The sequence below is a fragment of the Kitasatospora sp. NPDC018058 genome (genome assembly GCF_044327205.1).
In the GTDB taxonomy this organism is placed as follows: Bacteria; Actinomycetota; Actinomycetes; order Streptomycetales; family Streptomycetaceae; genus Kitasatospora.
Genome location: NZ_JBIRFA010000009.1, coordinates 1 through 17,057, shown reverse-complemented (window position 1 = coordinate 17,057; position 17,057 = coordinate 1). Strand labels below are relative to the sequence as shown.

At 72.6% G+C, this 17,057-nt stretch carries 14 protein-coding genes, 1 tRNA gene and 2 pseudogenes; 5 read left to right on the top strand and 12 right to left on the bottom strand.

The annotated features are described in order from the left end of the window. Positions 1 to 291: 291 nt before the first annotated feature. From ACH4E7_RS14575 to ACH4E7_RS14560, 4 genes are all read right to left on the bottom strand, one after another. Positions 292 to 1,077, bottom strand: a complete 786-nt coding sequence (locus tag ACH4E7_RS14575) for an SCO1664 family protein (RefSeq protein WP_396249612.1) — start codon at positions 1,075 to 1,077, stop codon at positions 292 to 294. A gap of 56 nt (positions 1,078 to 1,133) precedes the next feature. Next, entirely contained in the window at positions 1,134 to 1,700 is a 567-nt protein-coding gene (locus ACH4E7_RS14570) for a DUF3090 domain-containing protein (protein WP_396249611.1), read from the bottom strand. A gap of 225 nt (positions 1,701 to 1,925) precedes the next feature. Then, complete coding sequence (locus ACH4E7_RS14565; protein WP_396249394.1) at positions 1,926 to 2,618, bottom strand: histidine phosphatase family protein; 693 nt, start codon at positions 2,616 to 2,618, stop codon at positions 1,926 to 1,928. Positions 2,619 to 2,864: 246 nt separating this feature from the next. Further along, positions 2,865 to 3,911 (bottom strand): LLM class F420-dependent oxidoreductase, encoded by a 1,047-nt coding sequence (locus ACH4E7_RS14560; RefSeq protein WP_396249610.1) that lies wholly within the window; start codon positions 3,909 to 3,911, stop codon positions 2,865 to 2,867. Positions 3,912 to 4,286: 375 nt separating this feature from the next. On the opposite strand from ACH4E7_RS14560, the gene ACH4E7_RS14555 reads away from it, so the two are divergent. Both ACH4E7_RS14555 and ACH4E7_RS14550 read left to right on the top strand, forming a co-directional pair. Further along, positions 4,287 to 5,267, top strand: a complete 981-nt coding sequence (locus tag ACH4E7_RS14555; RefSeq protein WP_396249393.1) for an aldo/keto reductase — start codon at positions 4,287 to 4,289, stop codon at positions 5,265 to 5,267. A 59-nt stretch (positions 5,268 to 5,326) separates the two neighbouring features. Beyond that, positions 5,327 to 7,501 carry a helix-hairpin-helix domain-containing protein gene (locus ACH4E7_RS14550; RefSeq protein WP_396249392.1) on the top strand — a complete coding sequence of 725 codons (2,175 nt, stop codon included), beginning with the start codon at positions 5,327 to 5,329 and terminating at the stop codon, positions 7,499 to 7,501. 64 nt (positions 7,502 to 7,565) lie between these two features. Here the strand turns inward: ACH4E7_RS14550 and ACH4E7_RS14545 are convergent, their stop codons facing one another. Continuing rightward, positions 7,566 to 8,165, bottom strand: coding sequence for a hypothetical protein (locus ACH4E7_RS14545; RefSeq protein WP_396249391.1), 600 nt, complete (start codon positions 8,163 to 8,165; stop codon positions 7,566 to 7,568). 362 nt (positions 8,166 to 8,527) lie between these two features. Between ACH4E7_RS14545 and ACH4E7_RS14540 the strand changes: the two genes are divergently transcribed. Beyond that, on the top strand, positions 8,528 to 8,737 hold the full coding sequence (locus tag ACH4E7_RS14540) for a DUF5703 family protein (RefSeq protein WP_355669960.1): 210 nt from the start codon (positions 8,528 to 8,530) through the stop codon (positions 8,735 to 8,737). Between the two features lie 132 nt (positions 8,738 to 8,869). Here ACH4E7_RS14540 and ACH4E7_RS14535 read toward each other — a convergent pair whose 3' ends face one another. The 3 genes from ACH4E7_RS14535 to ACH4E7_RS14525 all read right to left on the bottom strand — a co-directional run bounded on the left by ACH4E7_RS14535 (position 8,870) and on the right by ACH4E7_RS14525 (position 11,937). Then, positions 8,870 to 9,820, bottom strand: coding sequence for a chaplin family protein (locus ACH4E7_RS14535; protein ID WP_396249390.1), 951 nt, complete (start codon positions 9,818 to 9,820; stop codon positions 8,870 to 8,872). A 291-nt stretch (positions 9,821 to 10,111) separates the two neighbouring features. Further along, the gene (locus ACH4E7_RS14530) at positions 10,112 to 10,354 is read right to left on the bottom strand and encodes a chaplin (protein WP_396249389.1); all 243 of its coding nucleotides are present in this window, start codon (positions 10,352 to 10,354) and stop codon (positions 10,112 to 10,114) included. A 251-nt stretch (positions 10,355 to 10,605) separates the two neighbouring features. Next, positions 10,606 to 11,937 (bottom strand): M20/M25/M40 family metallo-hydrolase, encoded by a 1,332-nt coding sequence (locus ACH4E7_RS14525; protein ID WP_355669963.1) that lies wholly within the window; start codon positions 11,935 to 11,937, stop codon positions 10,606 to 10,608. A 291-nt stretch (positions 11,938 to 12,228) separates the two neighbouring features. Here ACH4E7_RS14525 and ACH4E7_RS14520 point away from each other — a divergent pair. Together ACH4E7_RS14520 and ACH4E7_RS14515 are read left to right on the top strand one after the other, a co-directional pair. Continuing rightward, positions 12,229 to 12,313 (top strand) — tRNA-Leu (locus tag ACH4E7_RS14520). Between the two features lie 241 nt (positions 12,314 to 12,554). Then, positions 12,555 to 13,667 (top strand): CapA family protein, encoded by a 1,113-nt coding sequence (locus ACH4E7_RS14515; protein WP_396249388.1) that lies wholly within the window; start codon positions 12,555 to 12,557, stop codon positions 13,665 to 13,667. 76 nt (positions 13,668 to 13,743) lie between these two features. Here ACH4E7_RS14515 and ACH4E7_RS14510 read toward each other — a convergent pair. The 4 genes and pseudogenes from ACH4E7_RS14510 to ACH4E7_RS14495 all read right to left on the bottom strand — a co-directional run. Next, positions 13,744 to 14,856, bottom strand: a pseudogene (locus ACH4E7_RS14510) (SpoIIE family protein phosphatase); the annotation flags it as partial. Positions 14,857 to 15,069: 213 nt separating this feature from the next. Then, positions 15,070 to 15,519: pseudogene (locus ACH4E7_RS14505) on the bottom strand (ATP-binding cassette domain-containing protein); the annotation flags it as partial. A 272-nt stretch (positions 15,520 to 15,791) separates the two neighbouring features. Then, entirely contained in the window at positions 15,792 to 16,475 is a 684-nt protein-coding gene (locus tag ACH4E7_RS14500; protein WP_396249609.1) for a TetR family transcriptional regulator, read from the bottom strand. 144 nt (positions 16,476 to 16,619) lie between these two features. Continuing rightward, on the bottom strand, positions 16,620 to 17,057 hold a 438-nt coding region (locus tag ACH4E7_RS14495), incomplete at its 5' end, for an acyl-CoA dehydrogenase family protein (protein ID WP_396249387.1).

Here is a 17,057-nt window from a genome sequence, read left to right as displayed (position 1 = left end):
TTCGCTTCCTGTCGTTGCCTGAGCGCTTCTCGACTGATAATGCGACGTTTCCGGTGATGGAGCACGTTCCGGGTCGGGCACGGGCGAGCGCCCGGTCGGCCCTGCCACCGACCGGGCGCCCGGCTCCCCGGGGGACACGACTGGAGCCGCTGCAGCCGCTGCCAGAGGGCCAGCACGTTCGGCGGCTCCCAGCCCGCCATGGCGGTGTGCGCCTGGAGGCATGTGCGACCTATTCCGGCGACAGGTCCAGACCACCGGCGGTGAGGACTGCCACACCGGCGGGTCCCGCTCCTACACCGGCGGCCAGGGGATCGCGGGCCAGTCCCGGGAGGGCAGCGGGTGGGTGCCGGAGCTGCGCAACGCGGCCACCCGGGCGCGGGTGGCGCCCAGTTCGGCGGTGGTCAGGTGCGGGGCGAGGCGCTCGGCCAGCTCGCCGTCCAACTGCTCGGCCAGCCGGACCAGCACCTCCAGCGCCTCGGCGGGCAGCGGGTCGCCGGCCCAGCCCCAGAGCAGGGTGCGCAGCTTGCCCTCGGTGTTGAAGGTGACGCCGTGGTCGATGCCGTACACCCGGCCGTCGGCGGCGGGGATCAGGTGGCCGCCCTTGCGGTCGGCGTTGTTGAGCACCGCGTCCAGCACGGACATCCGGCGCAGCCGCCGGTCGTCGTGGTGCACCAGCAGCGCCAGCCGGCCGTCCTCGACCTCGGCCCGCACGATCGGCAGCCAGCCGTCCTCCGGGCCGTCCGGGTCCTGCAGCGCCAGCAGCGGCTCGGCCTGCGGGTCCGGCTCGACCCACAGTTGCACCATGCCGGGCCCGTGCGGCCCCCCGCGCAGCACGGTGGGCGGGATCAGCGCCCAGCCGGTCGCGGCGGACAGCTCGTAGGCGGCGACCTCGCGGCCGGCCAGCGTGCCGTCCGGGAAGTCCCAGAGCGGGCGCTCGCCGGCCACCGGCTTGTAGACCGCCTGCGCGCTCAGCGAGCCGTGCTCGACCGTGCAGTACAGCGCGGCGTTGGAGGCCTCGGTGAGCCGGCCGTGCAAGGTCAGTTCGCCCTGGCGCAGCAGGGCCAGGGCGGTGGGCACGTCGGCGGCGAGGGCGGCGGCCGCCGCCGGGTCGGCCTGTGGCGGGGTCTCGGTGTTCAGCGCCGGTAGCCGTTCGCGCGCGGGCACAGGTGGCCCTCCGGGTCCAGCGGCAGGTTGCAGAACGGGCAGGGCTTGCGGCCGGCCGAGACCAGGTCCAGCGCGCGCTTGGCGAACACCCGGGCCATCGCGCCGGACAGCCGCACCCGCAGCATGTCCGGCCCGTTCTCGTCCTCCCGGAAGACGGCCTCCTCGCCCTCCTCTTCCTCCTCCTCGATCAGCGCCTGCGCCTCGACCACCAGGCAGCCGTCCACGCTGTCCCAGGCCAGCGCCATGGTGCCGACCCGGAACTCCTGCTCCAGCGGCAGGTCCAGCGGGGCGGTGTCGAGCAGGTCCTTGGGCGCGGTGGCCGGGATGGAGGCGTCTCCGCCGCTGCGCCGCAGGGCCTCGTCGAGGACCTCCTCGATCCGCTCGGCGAGTGCGGCGACCTGGGTCTTCTCCAGCAGCACGCTGGTGATCCGGCCCCGAGCGCTGGCCTGCAGGTAGAACGCTCGGGCGCCGGGCTGGCCGACGGTACCGGCCACGAACCGTTCGGGCTGGTCGTAGAAGAAGACCTGACGGGGCACGCTCTCGCTCCGGATCATGTCGGTCGGTGCGGATCCGCCGTGGGGGATCGCTGGGTTGTCGGACTGGGTGGGCTTGTTGGGCTGTGGGGCACTCATCAGTCACCCTACGACCTCCGGGCCCCGGCCGGGGACCCGAGCAGGCGGCCGGCGGCGGGGTGGCACCCGTGGGTTCGGGTGGTGCCGCCGCCGGTGAGGGCGCTGTTCAGGCGTTCGGGCGGGTGCCGCTCAGGCCGTACCGCCGACCACCGCGTCACCGGCCGGGGTGACCGGGGCGGCGTGGGGCTTGGGGGCCAGCGAGGAGAGGTCGCCGGTGTCGCCCATTCTCAGCACGAAGGGCCGCAGCGGGGTGTAGCGGATCGCGGTGACGGAGCACGGCTCGACGCTGATCCGCTGGAAGTGGTCCAGGTGCAGCCCGAGCGCGTCGGCCACCACCGCCTTGATCACGTCCCCGTGCGAGCAGACGACCCAGACCGCGTCCTCGCCGTGCTCGGCGGCGATCTTCGCGTTCCACTCGCGGACCGCGCTCACCGTGCGGTGACTCAGCTCGCGCAGCGACTCACCGCCGGGGAAGGCGGCGGCGGCCGCGTGGTCCTGCACGGTGCGCCAGAGCGGCTCCTTGGCCAGCTCGGCCAGCGGACGGCCGGTCCACTCGCCGTAGTGGCACTCCCCCAGCCGCTCGTCCTCGGCCGGCGGGGCCAGCTCGGGCCGGGCCGCGAGCAGCGGCTCCAGGGTCTGCCGACAGCGCTCCAGCGGGCTGCTGACCGCCTGCGCCAGCGGGATCCCGGCCAGACGCCCGGCCAGCGCGGCGGCCTGGGCGCGCCCGGTGTCGTCCAGGTCCACGCCGGGGGTCCAACCGGCCAGGATTCCGGCGGTGTTCGCGGTCGAGCGACCGTGGCGGACGAGCAGCAGGGTGGGCATGGGGCTTAGCCTACGGCCTCCGGGCACCGCCGTGGGGTGCGGCTGCACACCGGGCATCGCCCACCGGGCCGCCGCTGCACGGGATGCGGGGCGACGGCCATCCGCCCCCGTCACCGCGTAGCGGTGGCTGGACACGAGGGGCCGCCCAACAGCCAGTCGGGGACTACCTGCAAGCTCGACCGCCTGTGGCCGAGAGGTCGACGCGGCACGACCGGCTGTCGTGCCGCCAGAACCTCTGGGAGTCGCTCAGGCGAGGCCGGCCCGCTCCAGCGCCTCGACGCCGGTGCGCAGCGCCTGGATCCGCTCGTCCAGGGTGAAGCCGGACGGGGCCAGGGTGAGCGTGGTGACGCCCGCGTCGGCGTAGGCCTGCATCCGGTCGGCGATCCGGGCGGTGTCGCCGACCAGCGAGGTGGCGTCGATCAGGTCGTGCGGGACGGCGGCCGCGGCGCCCGCGTAGTCCTTGGCCAGGTACTTCTCCTGGATCTCGTCGGCCTCCCGCTCGTAACCCATCCGCCGGGCGAGCTGGTTGTAGAAGTTCTTCTCCTTGCTGCCCATGCCGCCGATGTAGAGCGCGGCGTAGGAGCGCTGGGAGTCGACGCCGGCCTTGATGTCCTCGCCGACCGCGATGGTGACGGTCGGGCAGAGGTCGAAACCGTCCAGGGACTTGCCGGCCTTGGCGCGCCCGGCCTTCAGCGGGTCCAGGGAGAGCGCGGCGTGCTCGGGGGCGAAGAAGATGCCGAGCCAGCCGTCGGCGATCTCGCCGGTCTGCTCCAGGTTCTTCGGGCCGATCGCCGCGACGTACAGCGGGATGTGCTCGCGCACCGGGTGCACGGTGAGCTTGATCGGCTTACCCGGGCCGCCGGGCAGCGGCAGCGTCCAGTGCGCGCCCTCGTGCACCAGGCGCTCGCGGGACATCGCCTTGCGGATGATCTCCACGTACTCGCGGGTGCGGGCGAGCGGCTTGTCGAACTTCACGCCGTACCAGCCCTCGGAGACCTGCGGGCCGGAGACTCCGAGGCCGAGGCGGAAGCGGCCGCCGGAGAGGGTGTCCAGGGTCGCGGCGGTCATCGCGGTCATCGCCGGGGTGCGGGCCGGGATCTGGAAGATGGCCGAGCCGACGTCGATCCGCTCGGTCTTCGCGGCGACGAAGCTCAGCACCGTCGCGGCATCCGAGCCGTACGCCTCCGCGGCCCAGCAGACCGAGTAGCCGAGCCGGTCCGCCTCCCGGGCCACCTCGATGTTGTCGGCGTCCATGCCGAGTCCCCAGTAGCCGAGGTTGATGCCGAGTCGCATGTGCCGAACCTTCCAGTCGGTGGGCTTGGTGGCCAGTCGGGCGGGCTCGCCGGCGAGCGTAACCGCGCACGCGAGGGTCATGCTACTGGCCGGTAGCAGTGGCCTGGGTCACACCGAACCGGTCCAGTCGAAGGGCCGGCCTGCGCCGGAAGGGAGATGCGGGGGGCGGCGGAGGAGCGGCGGAGCGCCGACCGTCGGCACCGGGTCAGGAGGGCCCGGAGGCGAGCGGGCGAGTCACTGATCGTTCTGCGGGTCGGCACCCCTGCCCGCACACCGGCCGCTACGCTCAGCCGACGTGGGAAGTCCTCTCCCCACCTGCGCGTTTTCAGGGCTTCCGGGGCGACCGGGGCCATCGGCCAGTGGAGGGCCCGTCCGATGGAAAAGCGTCACCTCGGCCGCACTGGCCTGCAGGTCTCCCGCCTCGGTCTCGGCACCATGACCTGGGGCCGCGACACCGACGAGCACGAGGCCGCCGAGCAGCTCAAGGAGTTCGTCGACGCCGGCGGCAACCTCGTCGACACCGCCGACGTGTACGCGGACGGCGGGGCCGAGTACCTGATCTCCCGCCTCACCGACAGTCTGATCCCCCGCTCCGAACTCGTCATCGCCACCAAGGCGGGCAGCGCCCCCGAGTCCACCCGCCGCTTCGACGGATCCCGCGGCCACCTCCTCGCCGCCCTGGACGCCTCGCTGCGCCGACTCGGCACCGACTACGTGGACCTGTGGCAGGTGCACTCCTTCGACCCGATGACCCCGGTCGAGGAGACCCTCAGTGCCCTCGACATCGCCGCCTCCTCCGGCCGCGCCCGCTACGTCGGGGTCTGCGACTTCAGCGGCTGGCAGCTCGCCAAGGCCGCCACCTGGCAGCGTGCCCACCACGGGCGGATGCCGCTGGCCGGGGCGCAGCTGGAGTACTCGCTGCTGCAACGCGGCATGGAGCGGGAGGCGCTGCCCGCCGCGCTGGACGCCGGGGTCGGCGTCCTCGCCGGCTCGCCGCTCGGGCGCGGGGTGCTCACCGGCAAGTACCGGCACGGCGTCCCGCAGGACTCGCGCGGCGCCTCGGCGGCGCTGTCCGGGTTCGTCCAGCCGTACCTCGGGGAGCGCTCGCGGCGGATCGTGGACGCCGTCGCCACCGCCGCCGACGGGCTGGCCAGCAGCCCGCTGGCGGTCGCGCTGGCCTGGGTCCGGGACCGACCCGGGGTGGCGAGTGCGCTGGTCGGGGCGCGGACGGTGGCACAGCTGCAGGCGGCGCTGTCAGTGGAGGCGCTTACGCTTCCGGGTGAGATCCGCGGCGCGCTGGACGACATCTCGTCGCCGGTGCACCGCTACCCGGACCAGGGGTGGACCGAGCTGTGACCGCCGGGCCGGGTTGTCGAGCAGAACGTGCAGTGGAGTGACCTTTGGAGCGGACGACGATGAGTGACACGGGGAACGGCGCTCCGGAGGAGACCTCGGCCTCGCCGGCCGACAAGGCGGCGAAGATCGCCGAGCTGGCGGAGCGGATCCGCAGGATCGGGCCGCAGGCCTCCGAGTCGCGGGCCTCCGGGGGTTCGGGAGCTCCAGCGGCTCCAGCGGCTCCGGGGACTCCTGAGGCTCTGGGGACTCCTGGGGCTCCTGAGGCTCCTGGGGCTTCGAAGCCGGCGGAGGCGTCGGTGGCTACGGGCGCTGGCGCTGCGGCAGGTCCCGCCGCTCCGGCAGCCGTGGGGCCCGACGGGCCGCGCGGCGACGCGCTCCAGGAGGTCGCCGCGGTGCTGACCGCGGGCGGTGCCCCGGCCGAGCTGGCGGCCGCCGCCGTGGCCGAGTTCGGCGACGAGGCCGCCGCGCGGCTGCGCGAGGACCCGTGGGCGGTGCTCGGCCTGCCCGGCGTCCGCCCCGAGCACGCGGACCGCTTCGCCCGCGAGCTGCTCGGTCCCGAGGCCGAGCCGGGCGACCCGCGCCGCGCCCAGGCGCTGGTGCCGTGGTTGCTGGAGCAGGCGGCGCTGCGCGGGCACTCGGCGCTGGAGCTGGCCGAGGTGACGACCGGGCTCGACCGGCTCCGGATGCCGGACCCGGCCGCCGCGATCCAGGCCGCCGTCGCGGACGGGCGGGTGCTGCCCTTCCAGGAGGAGTTGAGCGGGCCCGAGGCGCAGGCGGCGGGCGGCGAGGACGACGAGCCGCCGACCCGGACGCTGCTCGCGCTGGAGCGGCTGGCGATGGCGGAGGACAGCCTCGCCGAGGGGCTGCTGCAGCTGATGGCCACTTTCGTACCGGGTGAGGACGTCGAGCCGGCGGAGGAGGAGGACGAGGAGGAGGTGGAGGCTCAGGAGACGGAGGCTGAGGAGGAAGCCGCCGACGCCGACGCGGCCTCGGACGCGGACACCGCGGAGTCCGCCGAAGCCGAGGAGGTGGCGGCACCCGCCGCCCCCGGCCCCACCGCCTGGGCGGCGGCCGCCGAGGCCGCGCCGTCCTCCTCCGCCACCGCCCTCGTCCAGGCCGTCGCCGACAGCGCGCTGGTGCTGCACACCGGCGGCGAGGCCGCCCGGGCCGAGCCCGCCGCGCTGCTCGCCGCGGCCCGGGGGCTCGGGCTGCGGGCCTGGGCCGCCACCTGGACCGACCAGGGCCGTGAGTCCTTCGCCGCGCTCGCCGGGGCGGAGGCCTCGGTGGCCACCCTCGCCGAGCTGCTGTCCGGTACGGCCGGCCCCGGCCGCTCCCCCGACGGCTCGCTCGCCCTGGACCTCCTGGTCGTCCTGGACGCGCCGCTGCTGGACGTCGAACTGGCCGCCACCCTGGTGGAGTCGCTCGCCGACGGCACCCGGCTGGTGCTCAGCGGCGACCCGGGCCAGCTCTGGTCCGCCGGCCCCGGCCGGTTCTTCGCCGACCTGCTGGCCGCCAAGGTCTGCCCGGCGGTCGCCTCCCGCACCCCGGACTTCGGCCCGATCGGCGAGCTGGTCTCCGGCGTCGGCATCGGCGAACTGCAGCCGGTCGAGGCGCCGGACAAGGAGGTGGTCATCCTGACCGCCAAGGACGGCGGCGAGGCCGTCCACCGCGCCGTCCAGCTGCTCACCGACTCCATCCCGCGCGCCCTGGGCATCCCCGCCGAGCAGGTGGTGCTGCTCACCCCCGGCCACGGCGGGCCGGCCGGTACGCGTGCGCTGAACGCCGCCGCCAAGGCCCGGCTGAACCCCGGCCCCGGCCGCTTCGGCGGCTTCGACCCGGGCGACCGGGTGGTGGAGTCCCCCGCGCCCGGAATCACCCGCTCGGCCCGGGTGCTGGACGGCGACGCCACCGGTCTGCACCTGGAGTACCCGGACGGCTCGCGCCGGACCGTCCCGCCCGCGGAGGCCGGCCGGCTGCGGCACGGCTGGTCGCTGACGGTCCACCAGGCGCTCGGCCGCCGTTGGCCCGGGGCCGTGGTGGTGCTCCCGGAGGACGCCGGACCGGCGCTCACCCGGCAGTGGGTCTACACCGCCTTCGGACGCGGCGAGCGGCACCTCTCGGTCGTGCACGCGGCGGGCCCGGCGCTCGTCCAGGCCGTCGCCGAGCGCCCGGCGCAGCCGCGCACCACCCGGCTGCGGGCGATCCTCGCGGAGAACGCGGCGTCGGCGTACTGATCGACCGACGAACGAAGGGCGGGTCCGGTGCTTCCGGGCCCGCCCTTCGTCCGTACCGATCACGTCAGTCGTCGAGGTCCTCGTCGTCGTAGACCTCGCTCACGTCGAACCGGCAGATCAGCAGCTGGGGGTCGGCGTGTTCGAAGGGCTCCGGCAGCCACTCCCCCGGCTCGGTCGGCTCGGCCGCCGCGACCCAGAGCGTCGAGTCCGCCTCCTCCAGGCCGAACTCCTCGCTGCGGGCGGCGATCTCGTCGGGCTCGTACTCGCCGAACAGCACGCCGATCGCCGAGTTCACCCCGCCCGCCCCGCCCGGGGTCAGCGTCTCGTCGAGCCGCTCGGCCTGGGCGCGCAGCCGCTTGGGGTCGACCACGTGGTAGTCGCGGCGGATCAGCACGCTGATCGCCTCGGGCTGTTCCGGGCCGTGGTAGCCACCCGGCCCCTCGTCCCCGGGGATCTCGAAGGGGGTGACCTCGTCGTAGACCTCGTACAGGAGTTGGTCGTAGGCGATGGCCGCCGTGGCGAGCTGCTCGTAAGCGGCGGACACGGCGGGATCATCAGCTACGTTGGGGCTTGACACCGCTTCCAGATGACGGTCGATGGCGGCCTTGACCGCCTCAGCGGCGGCGCGTACCTCGGCAATGGTGGGCTGCGCGGCATCAGACATGGTGCAGACGCTATCTCCCCGCGGTGTCGCTACGCACAGCGGTTGTCACCTACACCCGCGATTTCACCGCAACTTCCCCCCTGATGTCCGATCCGGCCCGTTCTGTCCCCCGCGGGACCGGCGCGGGTCGAGCGCAGAGGGCGCGCGACCGGTCCGACGGGGCCGTCCGGGTGCCGCTTCGCGCGCCGGGTTCGGGGTATCCACTCCACAGGAGCAACAGAACTGATGCACTGTCAGTCGAGCGTCCGGGTCACGGGCCGTCGAACCGCCGCTTCCGCACGGGAGGTCGGCCGGAAATACCCGGGCCGAGTGTCCGAGGCAGGCCGTAGGCTTGCGTGCAGGTGATCCCCAGGAGGAGCGTTTTGACCCCACCGAAGCCGGTCCGGCAGCCGGAGTACGAGTACCAGTCGCTGCGCATGCCGCGCGGCACCACGCGCAACGCGGCGCGCCAACTGCTCACCGAGCACGCCGAATACGGGCACTGGGAGCTCGACCGGCTGAGGTTGTTCCCCGACGGCAGCCGGACGGTCCGGCTGAAGCGGCGGATCATCCGGCAGGTCCGGAACTGGTGACGGGCGGGGCCTCCCGCCCTGCGCAGCCGCGGATGATCCGCGCCGAACCGTCACGTGCCCGCGGCCGCCCGTTCATCGGGCGGTCGCGGGCACGTCGTTTCGACTACCGGTGCCGCTGAGCGGTCGGGGGGCTCAGCGGGCGCCGGCGCGGGCGCGGCGGTAGAGCACACCGCCGCCGATCAGCAGCGCGAGCCCGGCGGCGCCGAGCACCTCGACGCCGCCGGCGCCGGTGGAGGCCAGCTGGCCGCCCGCGGCGGTGCTCTGCGCGGCGACGGGGGCGGCCGGGGTGCTGGTCCGGGCCGCGGCCGGGACGGCCTGGGTGCCGGCGTTGTTGCTCACCGGGGCGGCCGGAGTGCTGCCGGCCACCGGGCCACCGTTGCGCCCGCCACCGGTGGTGTCGCCGCCGGTGGACGGCGGGGTGGAGGGGGTGGAGGGGGTGTTGCCGCCGGTGGACGGCGGGGTGGAGGGGGTGTGGTCCCCGGGGCAGGGGGTGTCGCCGCCGGTGGACGGCGGGGTGGAGGGGGTGTGGCCCTCGGAGCAGTGGTCGGTCGGCTTCGGGGCGGGCTTGGCCACGTTGCCGCAGGAGTTGCCGAAGGCGGGGTTGCCGATGCCGCCCGCGCCGACCGAGTTGCCGCAGGCGTTGATCGGAACGTGAACCGGAGCCTGGACGCTGTTGCCGGAGATCACACCGGGCGAGTTGGCCGCGACACCGCTGGCGGAGGCGCCCGAGGCGGAGGAGCCCTGGCTGGCGCCGCTGCTGGAGCTGGCGCTGCCGCCACTACCGCTGCTGCCGCCGGGCTGACCGGTCTGGCCGGGCCGCGGGGCCGCGGGGCGGCTGGTGCTGACATTGGCGCAGTGGTTGCCGTACGCAGGGTTCAGCAGGCCGATCACGTCGACGGTGTTGCCGCACGCGTTGATCGGCACCTCGACCGGCACCTGCACCGAGTTCCCCGAGGCGACGCCCGGCGAGCCCACCGCACCTCCCTGCGCCTCCGCGCCTGCGTAAGCGTAGCCGGCGGCGGAGGCCAGCACGCTGCCGGTGGCCACGGCGGTGAGGATCCCCTTCTTGGCTACATTCCTCATGTTTTCCCCTGACGTTTCGAGACGGCGTGGCAATCTTGACGTGAACCTTGTGAAAGTCGGAATTTCCGCATGTGCAAAAATCACGCAAGGTCTTTGACTGCACAGGAGTTAACGAGAGGCCAACGGTGAGGTTGAGCCGAACGAACCGACTTCACCCGATCGAGCGACCATGGCCCCCAGCACCTTGCCGCGCCGTCCGGCTGGGCACGCAAAGGCCCCCGATGCGGCGCGTCCGCCGCCCGGGGGCCGGGGTGAATCGGCTCAACGGGCCTCAGCGGCCCGGAGGTTGACTCAGAAGTTGGCGCAGTGGTTGCCGAACGCCGGGTTCAGCACGCCGATCACGCTGACGGTGTTGCCGCACAGGTTCACCGGGACGTGGACCGGAATCTGGACCTGGTTGCCCGAGACGACGCCCGGGGAGCCCGCGGCCACACCCTCGGCGCCGGCACCGCCGTGAGCGGACGCGACACCGGCGACGGCGAGCACCAGGCCACCGGTGGCGGCGGCGACGGCGGCAATCTTCTTGATCTTCATCATTCCTCCTGTATGGACAACGCAACCCGTTCGGCGGGCTCCACAGGAATGAACGACGCTGCGGCAAACGGGGTACGGAACAGATTTCCCATTCACTCGCAACGGTGATGCTTCGCACAGACAATCGGCGCGGAATTGCATAGGAGGATCGTTTCTGTTGATCTCCCCCAGCCCGTCCCACAATCATGAGCTCGGACAATGCGGTCGGCCCGCCCCCGGCACTCCGGGAGCGGGCCGACCCAGTCGCCTGATCAGCAGGCGTCGATGAAGCGGTCCAGCACCCGGACGCCGAACTTCAGCCCGTCCACCGGCACCCGCTCGTCCACGCCGTGGAACATCCCGGCGAAGTCCAGCTCCGGCGGCAGCTGCAGCGGCGCGAAACCGAAGCAGCGGATGCCGAGGTCCTGGAAGGACTTGGCGTCCGTACCGCCCGACAGGCAGTACGGCACGGCGCGGGCGATCGGGTCCTCCGCGCGCAGCGCGGTCTGCATCGCGTCGACCAGCGAGCCGTCGAAGCTCGTCTCGATCGCCCGGTCCGAGTGCAGGCTCTCCCGCTTCACGCGCGGGCCGAGCACACTGTCCAGCTCGGCGAGGAACTCCTCCTCGTAGCCGGGCAGGAAGCGCCCGTCCACGTGGGCGGTGGCCTGACCCGGGATCACGTTCACCTTGTAGCCGGCGCCGAGCATGGTCGGCTGGGCGGTGTTGCGCAGCGTGGTGCCGATCATCTTGGCGATGCCGCCGAGGACACGCAGCGTCTCGTCCATGTTCTCCGGGTCCAGCTCGACCCCGAGGGCGTCGGACAGCTCGTCCAGGAAGGCGCGGACGGTCTTGGTGATCCGCAGCGGGAACGTGTGCCGGCCGAGCCGGGCGACGGCCTCGCACAGCTCGGTGATGGCGTTGTCGTCGTTCTCCATCGAGCCGTGCCCGGCCCGGCCCTCGACCGTCAGGCGCATCCAGTGCATGCCCTTCTCGGCGGTCTCCACCAGGTAGAGCCGCACCTGGTCGTTGACCGTGAAGGAGAAGCCGCCGACCTCGCCGATGCCCTCGGTCACGCCCTCGAACAGCTCCGGGTGCTTGTCCACCAGGAAGCGCGCGCCGTAGGTGCCGCCCGCCTCCTCGTCGGCGAGGAAGGCGAGCACGATGTCGCGCGGGGGCTTGCGGCCGGTGCGCAGCCGGTCGCGGATGACCGCGAGGGTCATCGCGTCCATGTCCTTCATGTCGACCGCGCCGCGGCCCCAGACGCAGCCGTCCGCGATCTCGCCACCGAAGGGGTCGTACGTCCAGTCCGCGGCGTTGGCCGGCACGACGTCGGTGTGGCCGTGGATCAGCAGGCCCGGGCGGGACCGGTCCTCGCCCTCGATCCGGACCACGGTCGAGGCCCGCCCCTTGGCCGACTCGAAGATCTGCGGCTCGATCCCGAACTCGGCGAGCTGCTCGGCCACGTACTCGGCCGCCTTGCGCTCGCCCGGCCCGGACCCGTCGCCGTAGTTGCTGGTGTCGATCCGGATCAGATCGCGACAGATCTCGGCGACTTCCGACTCAGCCGTCACCTTCGGGGCCGCCGACTCGCTCCGCTCGCTCACGGTCACTCCTCGTCTTGGGCCCGCACCGACGCACCAGCGCGCCACCCCCAGGACCTGCACCCGGGCCGTACGAGCACGTCCGCCCATCCTCTCCCAGCCCTCCATCCCGATCCACCCCCCGCACGGTCCCGAAACCCCCTGGTCACGCCGCCGCCACGGACCGCCCCTTGCCCCCGCCACCAGCTCCGTTCCCCCGCCCGGAGCCGTTTTGGGAGCCCAAGCCGATCTTTGCTACAGTTACATCTGTCAGCGCGACGGACGAGAGATCGAAAACCGCGAGGACGACACCCGGTCCGGGTGGCGGAATGGCAGACGCGCTAGCTTGAGGTGCTAGTGCCCTTTATCGGGCGTGGGGGTTCAAGTCCCCCCTCGGACACAACACATTCGCCGACGACGTCGGCGAGGGAATGCGGGTCAGGAGCAATCCTGACCCGCATTTCGCGTTGCGCGTGGTCATACCCGCGGTGCGGGCCCGGAGCTGCGTAGAACCGCTGCCTGGTGCTGGGGGCCGCGTCCGTGGACGGTGCGAGCCGCTGACCACCGGGCCTTCGTGGGGCAGACCGAAGACCGAGGGCATCGCTGACCGGTTCCACGCCGCGGCGGCCTAGCGTGGAAGCATGAGCACCGACCCGGTCAGGTTGTTCCTCTGCGGCGATGTGATGCTCGGCCGCGGGGTCGACCAGATCCTGCCGCACCCCGGCGATCCGGCGCTGCGGGAGCCGTACGTCCCGGATGCGCGGGCCTACGTCGAGTTGGCGGAGGCTGTGAACGGTCCGATTCCCCGTCCGGTCGACTTCGCCTGGCCCTGGGGGGAGGCCCTGCAGTTGCTCGACCAGGCCGCACCCGAGGTACGGGTGCTGAATCTGGAGACGAGCATCACCCGCAGCGACGACTTCGCGGTGGGGAAGGACGTGCACTACCGCATGCACCCGGCCAACCTTCCCTGCCTGGCCGCCGCCCGGCCCGACGCCTGTGTGCTGGCCAACAACCACGTGATGGACTTCGGCCTCCTCGGGCTCGCGGAGACGCTCGACACCTTGGCGAGTGCGGGGCTGACGGCGGTGGGAGCGGGATGGGACGCGGGCGCCGCCCGAGAACCCGCGATCGTCCCGGCGGCCGGCGGCCGGCGGGTCCTGGTCTTCGCGTTCGGCACGGCATCCAGCGGGATTCCGTGGAGGTGGGCCGCGGCTGAGGATCGAGCCGGCGTCGACTTCGTGTCCGAGGCTTCGGACGTCGACGCGGCCGATGTCGTCGACCGGGTCCGGCAGGTGAGGCGACCGGGCGACGTCGTCATCGCCTCCATCCACTGGGGGTCCAACTGGGGCTACCAGGTCTCCCGGGATCAGACCCGCTTCGCGCACACCCTGATCGACGGCGGTGTCGATGTCGTGTACGGACACTCCTCGCACCATCCCCGCCCCATCGAGGTCTACCAGGGGAAGCTCGTTCTCTACGGCTGCGGCGACTTCATCGACGACTACGAGGGCATCACCGGCCAGGAGCACTACCGGGACGACCTGCGGTTGCTGTACTTCGTCTCGGTGGAGCCGGGCACCGGAAGGCTGGTCGGTGCCCGCATGGCGCCCGTACAGGCCCGACGGCTACGGCTTGAGCGTGCCTCCGCCGAGGACGCACAGTGGCTACGGGAGGTCCTCGACCGGGTCAGCCGCGGATTCGGCGTGCGGATCGATCTCGACCCGCACGGCATGCTCGCTCTTCGGGGCAGGTGAAGGACGCGGGCCCCGGGCACGGAAACGCCCTGAATCCGCCGCTTCGCTGACGGCATGACGGCAGGAGCCGGGTCCGTCACGGGAGCGGCTGCTCCGCCCAAATGATCTTGTGGGTGGGTGTGTACCGGGCGCCCCACCGCTCGGCGAGCTGGGCGACCAGGAACAGGCCCCGTCCGCCTTCGTCCGTGGTGGCCGCGTAGCGCATGTGGGGGGACGTGTTACTGGTGTCCGAGACCTCGCACATCAGCTTGCGGTCCCGCAGCAGGCGGACGCCGATGGGAGCCGCGCCGTAGCGGATGGCGTTGGTGACCAGCTCACTGAGGATCAGCTCCGTGGTGAACACCAGGTCGTCCAGCCCCCACTCGGCCAGTTGGCGGCTGGCCGCGGCCCGTACACCGGCGACGGCGGCCGGGTCCGCGGGTACGTCCCACTCGGCCAGCTGGTCCTGCGGCAGCGCCCGGGTGCGGGCGACGAGAAGGGCGATGTCGTCGGACGAGTACGCGGGCGGCAGCGCGTCCAACACGGCATCGCAGGTGTCCTCCGGTGTCAGGCCACGGGAGCCCTCGAGCGCGCCGCGCAGCACTTCGAGTCCGTGGTCGATGTCATGGCGGCGGTCTTCGACGAGCCCGTCCGTGTAGAGCACCAGCCGACTGCCCTCGGGCAGCCTGATCCGTGCCGTCTCGAAGGGCAGGCCCCCCACGCCCAGCGGCGGCCCTGCGGGCAGGTCGAGGTAGTCCACGGTGGCGTCGGGCCGGACGAGGGCGGGTGGGAGGTGGCCGGCGCGTGCCAGCTCGCAGTTCCGCGACACCGGGTCGTAGACGGCGTACAGGCAGGTCGCACCGGTGATCTCGGCGCCGTCGCCGGTGGCCGCCTGGTCCCGGTCGATCCGGCTGACCAACTCGTCGAGGTGCGCGAGGAGCTCGTCGGGGGGCAGGTCCAGCATGGAGAAGTTGTGCACTGCCGTCCTCAGGCGCCCCATGGTGGCCGCCGCGTGCAGGCCGTGGCCGACGATGTCGCCCACGACCAGGGCGACGCGGCTGCCGGCCAGCTGGATGACGTCGAACCAGTCCCCGCCGACGCCCTCCTTCGCCGGCAGGTAGCGGTAGGCGACGTCGAGGGCGTTCTGCTCGGGCAGCCCGTGCGGCAGCAGGGACTGCGCCAGGGACACGGCCATGGTGTGGTCCCCGGTGATGGCCGAGACGATCTGCTCCTGGGTGGCGTACTTGGTGTCGAAGAGGCCGCCGTTGCGTCCGAGGCGCAGCACCGCGATCCGGTCGGCGGTCGTGCGGACGTTCTCCAGGTCGTGGCTGACCAGCAGCACGCCGAGGTGCTGCTCGCGCAGGCGCTCGACCAGTTCCAGCACCAGGGCGGTCTGCCCGACGCCGAGGGCGGCGGTGGGCTCGTCGAGGATCACCACCTTGGGCCTGCCGATCAGTGCGCGTGCGATGGCGACGCTCTGACGCTGGCCGCCCGAGAGCGAGCCCACGGGGATGCGCAGGCTGGGAAGCCGGATGGCCAGGGAGCTCAGCAGCCTGCGGGCACGCTTCTCCATCTCGACCTCGTCGAGGACACCGAACCGGCGGATCTCCTGGCCGAGGAAGATGTTGCCGACCGTGTCGAGGTTGTCGCAGAGCGCCAGGTCCTGGTGGACGGTGGCGATGCCGAGGCTCTGCGAGTCCATCGGCCTGCGGAGGGCGACCGGCAGGCCGTTCCATTCGATGACCCCGCTGTCCGGTGCGAGCACTCCGGCGATCACCTCGACCAGGGTAGACTTGCCGGCCCCGTTGTCCCCGACCAGCGCGACGACCTCTCCCGCGTCGATCCGGAGGGTGACACCGGTGAGCGCCTGCACGGCACCGAACCGTTTGGAGATGCCGTGCACTGCCAGCAGGGGCGTCTGTGCCACCCGAACCACCTCTTCGCCGAGGGACGGAGCGGACACCGCAACCACCTCATGCGGGCCGACGGGTGAGCCTGTCCGGCCTCCTCTCCCATCCTCACCCGTCTCCCATACTCACCCGCCGGGACGCGGGCTGTCCTGCCGCACGGGTCGGCGCTACCTCCTGCGCCACCGTCACGATGGTGGGGGCGAAAACCGGCGAGGAGTGAACCCTTGCGGCCGGTTCAGACCCGGTGGGTGTCGCCGAGGGCGCTCTCGATGCCCTGGACCATCCGCCACAGCGGGGCGCGGCGGCTGGCGACCAGGACCACCACGTCGTCGGCCGGGCCCTCGCCGTCCTGGACGGAGTCGGGGCGGTCGCTCCAGGTGGTGGTGACGAAGGACATCGCCGCGTCCACCTCGGTCACCCAGTCGCTCTCACCGCCCGAACGCAGCCAGGTGCGCAGGGCATGGTTGTGCGCGGCGACCACGGCAGCGGCGATCACGTCGGCGCGCAGCGGGCCGTCCGGACGGCCGGCGAAGCGGCCGCGCAGATAGGCGGCGAGGGTGTGCTCGTAGCGCCAGACCACCGACAGCTCGTACGCCCGCAGACCGGGCACCCTGCGGGTGAGGCGGTAGCGCTGTACGGAGAAGGAGGGCTGCTCGGCGTACATCCGCAGGACCAGACGGGCAGCGTCGCAGGCGTGCTTGACCGGGTCCTCCTCGCCGGTGCCGGACTCCAGGAACTCCGTCATCTCGGCGAGGCCGCGCTCGTGGTCGGGGAAGACCACGTCCTCCTTGGCCGGGAAGTAGCGGAAGAAGGAGCGTCGGCCGACGCCCGCGAGCGAGACGATGTCGTCGACCGTCGTCTGCTCGAAGCCGCGCTCCAGGAAGAGCTCGAAGGCCGCGGCCACCAGCGCCTCGCGCATCGCCGGCTTCGAGGGCCCGTCATTCATGGGCAGGTCCTGCTCTTCCTTCTCGCTCATTCTCCGGAACTTAGCATCGGGACGATGCGTCGGCCCCGACGGCCGGGCGGCTGACCGGTCCGGCCGTCGGGGCGTGTCAGAGCGTCGTTACGGCAGGTTGCGGGCCATGACGATGCGCTGGACCTGGTTGGTGCCCTCGTAGATCTGGGTGATCTTCGCGTCGCGCATCATCCGCTCCACCGGGTAGTCCCGGGTGTAGCCGTAACCACCCAGCAGCTGCACCGCGTCCGTGGTCACCTCCATCGCCACGTCCGAGGCGAAGCACTTCGCCGCCGCACCGAAGAACGTCAGATCCGCGTCCCCGCGCTGCGACTTCGCCGCCGCCACATACGTCATCTGACGGGCGGCCTCCAGCTTCATCGCCATGTCCGCGAGCATGAACTGAACGCCCTGGAACTCCGCGATCGCCTTGCCGAACTGCTTGCGCTCCTTGACGTAGTTCTTCGCGTAGTCCAGCGCACCCTGCGCGATACCCACCGCCTGCGCCGCGATCGTCACCCGGGTGTGGTCCAGGGTCTTCATCGC

Bases quoted from the DNA above. Each gene is read 5' to 3' on its own strand.
- ACH4E7_RS14565 (WP_396249394.1), bottom strand. From the start codon at position 2,618: ATGCCCACCCTGCTGCTCGTCCGCCACGGTCGCTCGACCGCGAACACC.
- ACH4E7_RS14560 (WP_396249610.1), bottom strand. From the start codon at position 3,911: ATGCGACTCGGCATCAACCTCGGCTACTGGGGACTCGGCATGGACGCC.
- ACH4E7_RS14555 (WP_396249393.1), top strand. From the start codon at position 4,287: ATGGAAAAGCGTCACCTCGGCCGCACTGGCCTGCAGGTCTCCCGCCTC.
- ACH4E7_RS14550 (WP_396249392.1), top strand. From the start codon at position 5,327: ATGAGTGACACGGGGAACGGCGCTCCGGAGGAGACCTCGGCCTCGCCG.
- ACH4E7_RS14545 (WP_396249391.1), bottom strand. From the start codon at position 8,165: ATGTCTGATGCCGCGCAGCCCACCATTGCCGAGGTACGCGCCGCCGCT.
- ACH4E7_RS14535 (WP_396249390.1), bottom strand. From the start codon at position 9,820: ATGAGGAATGTAGCCAAGAAGGGGATCCTCACCGCCGTGGCCACCGGC.
- ACH4E7_RS14530 (WP_396249389.1), bottom strand. From the start codon at position 10,354: ATGAAGATCAAGAAGATTGCCGCCGTCGCCGCCGCCACCGGTGGCCTG.
- ACH4E7_RS14515 (WP_396249388.1), top strand. From the start codon at position 12,555: ATGAGCACCGACCCGGTCAGGTTGTTCCTCTGCGGCGATGTGATGCTC.
- ACH4E7_RS14500 (WP_396249609.1), bottom strand. From the start codon at position 16,475: ATGCGCGAGGCGCTGGTGGCCGCGGCCTTCGAGCTCTTCCTGGAGCGC.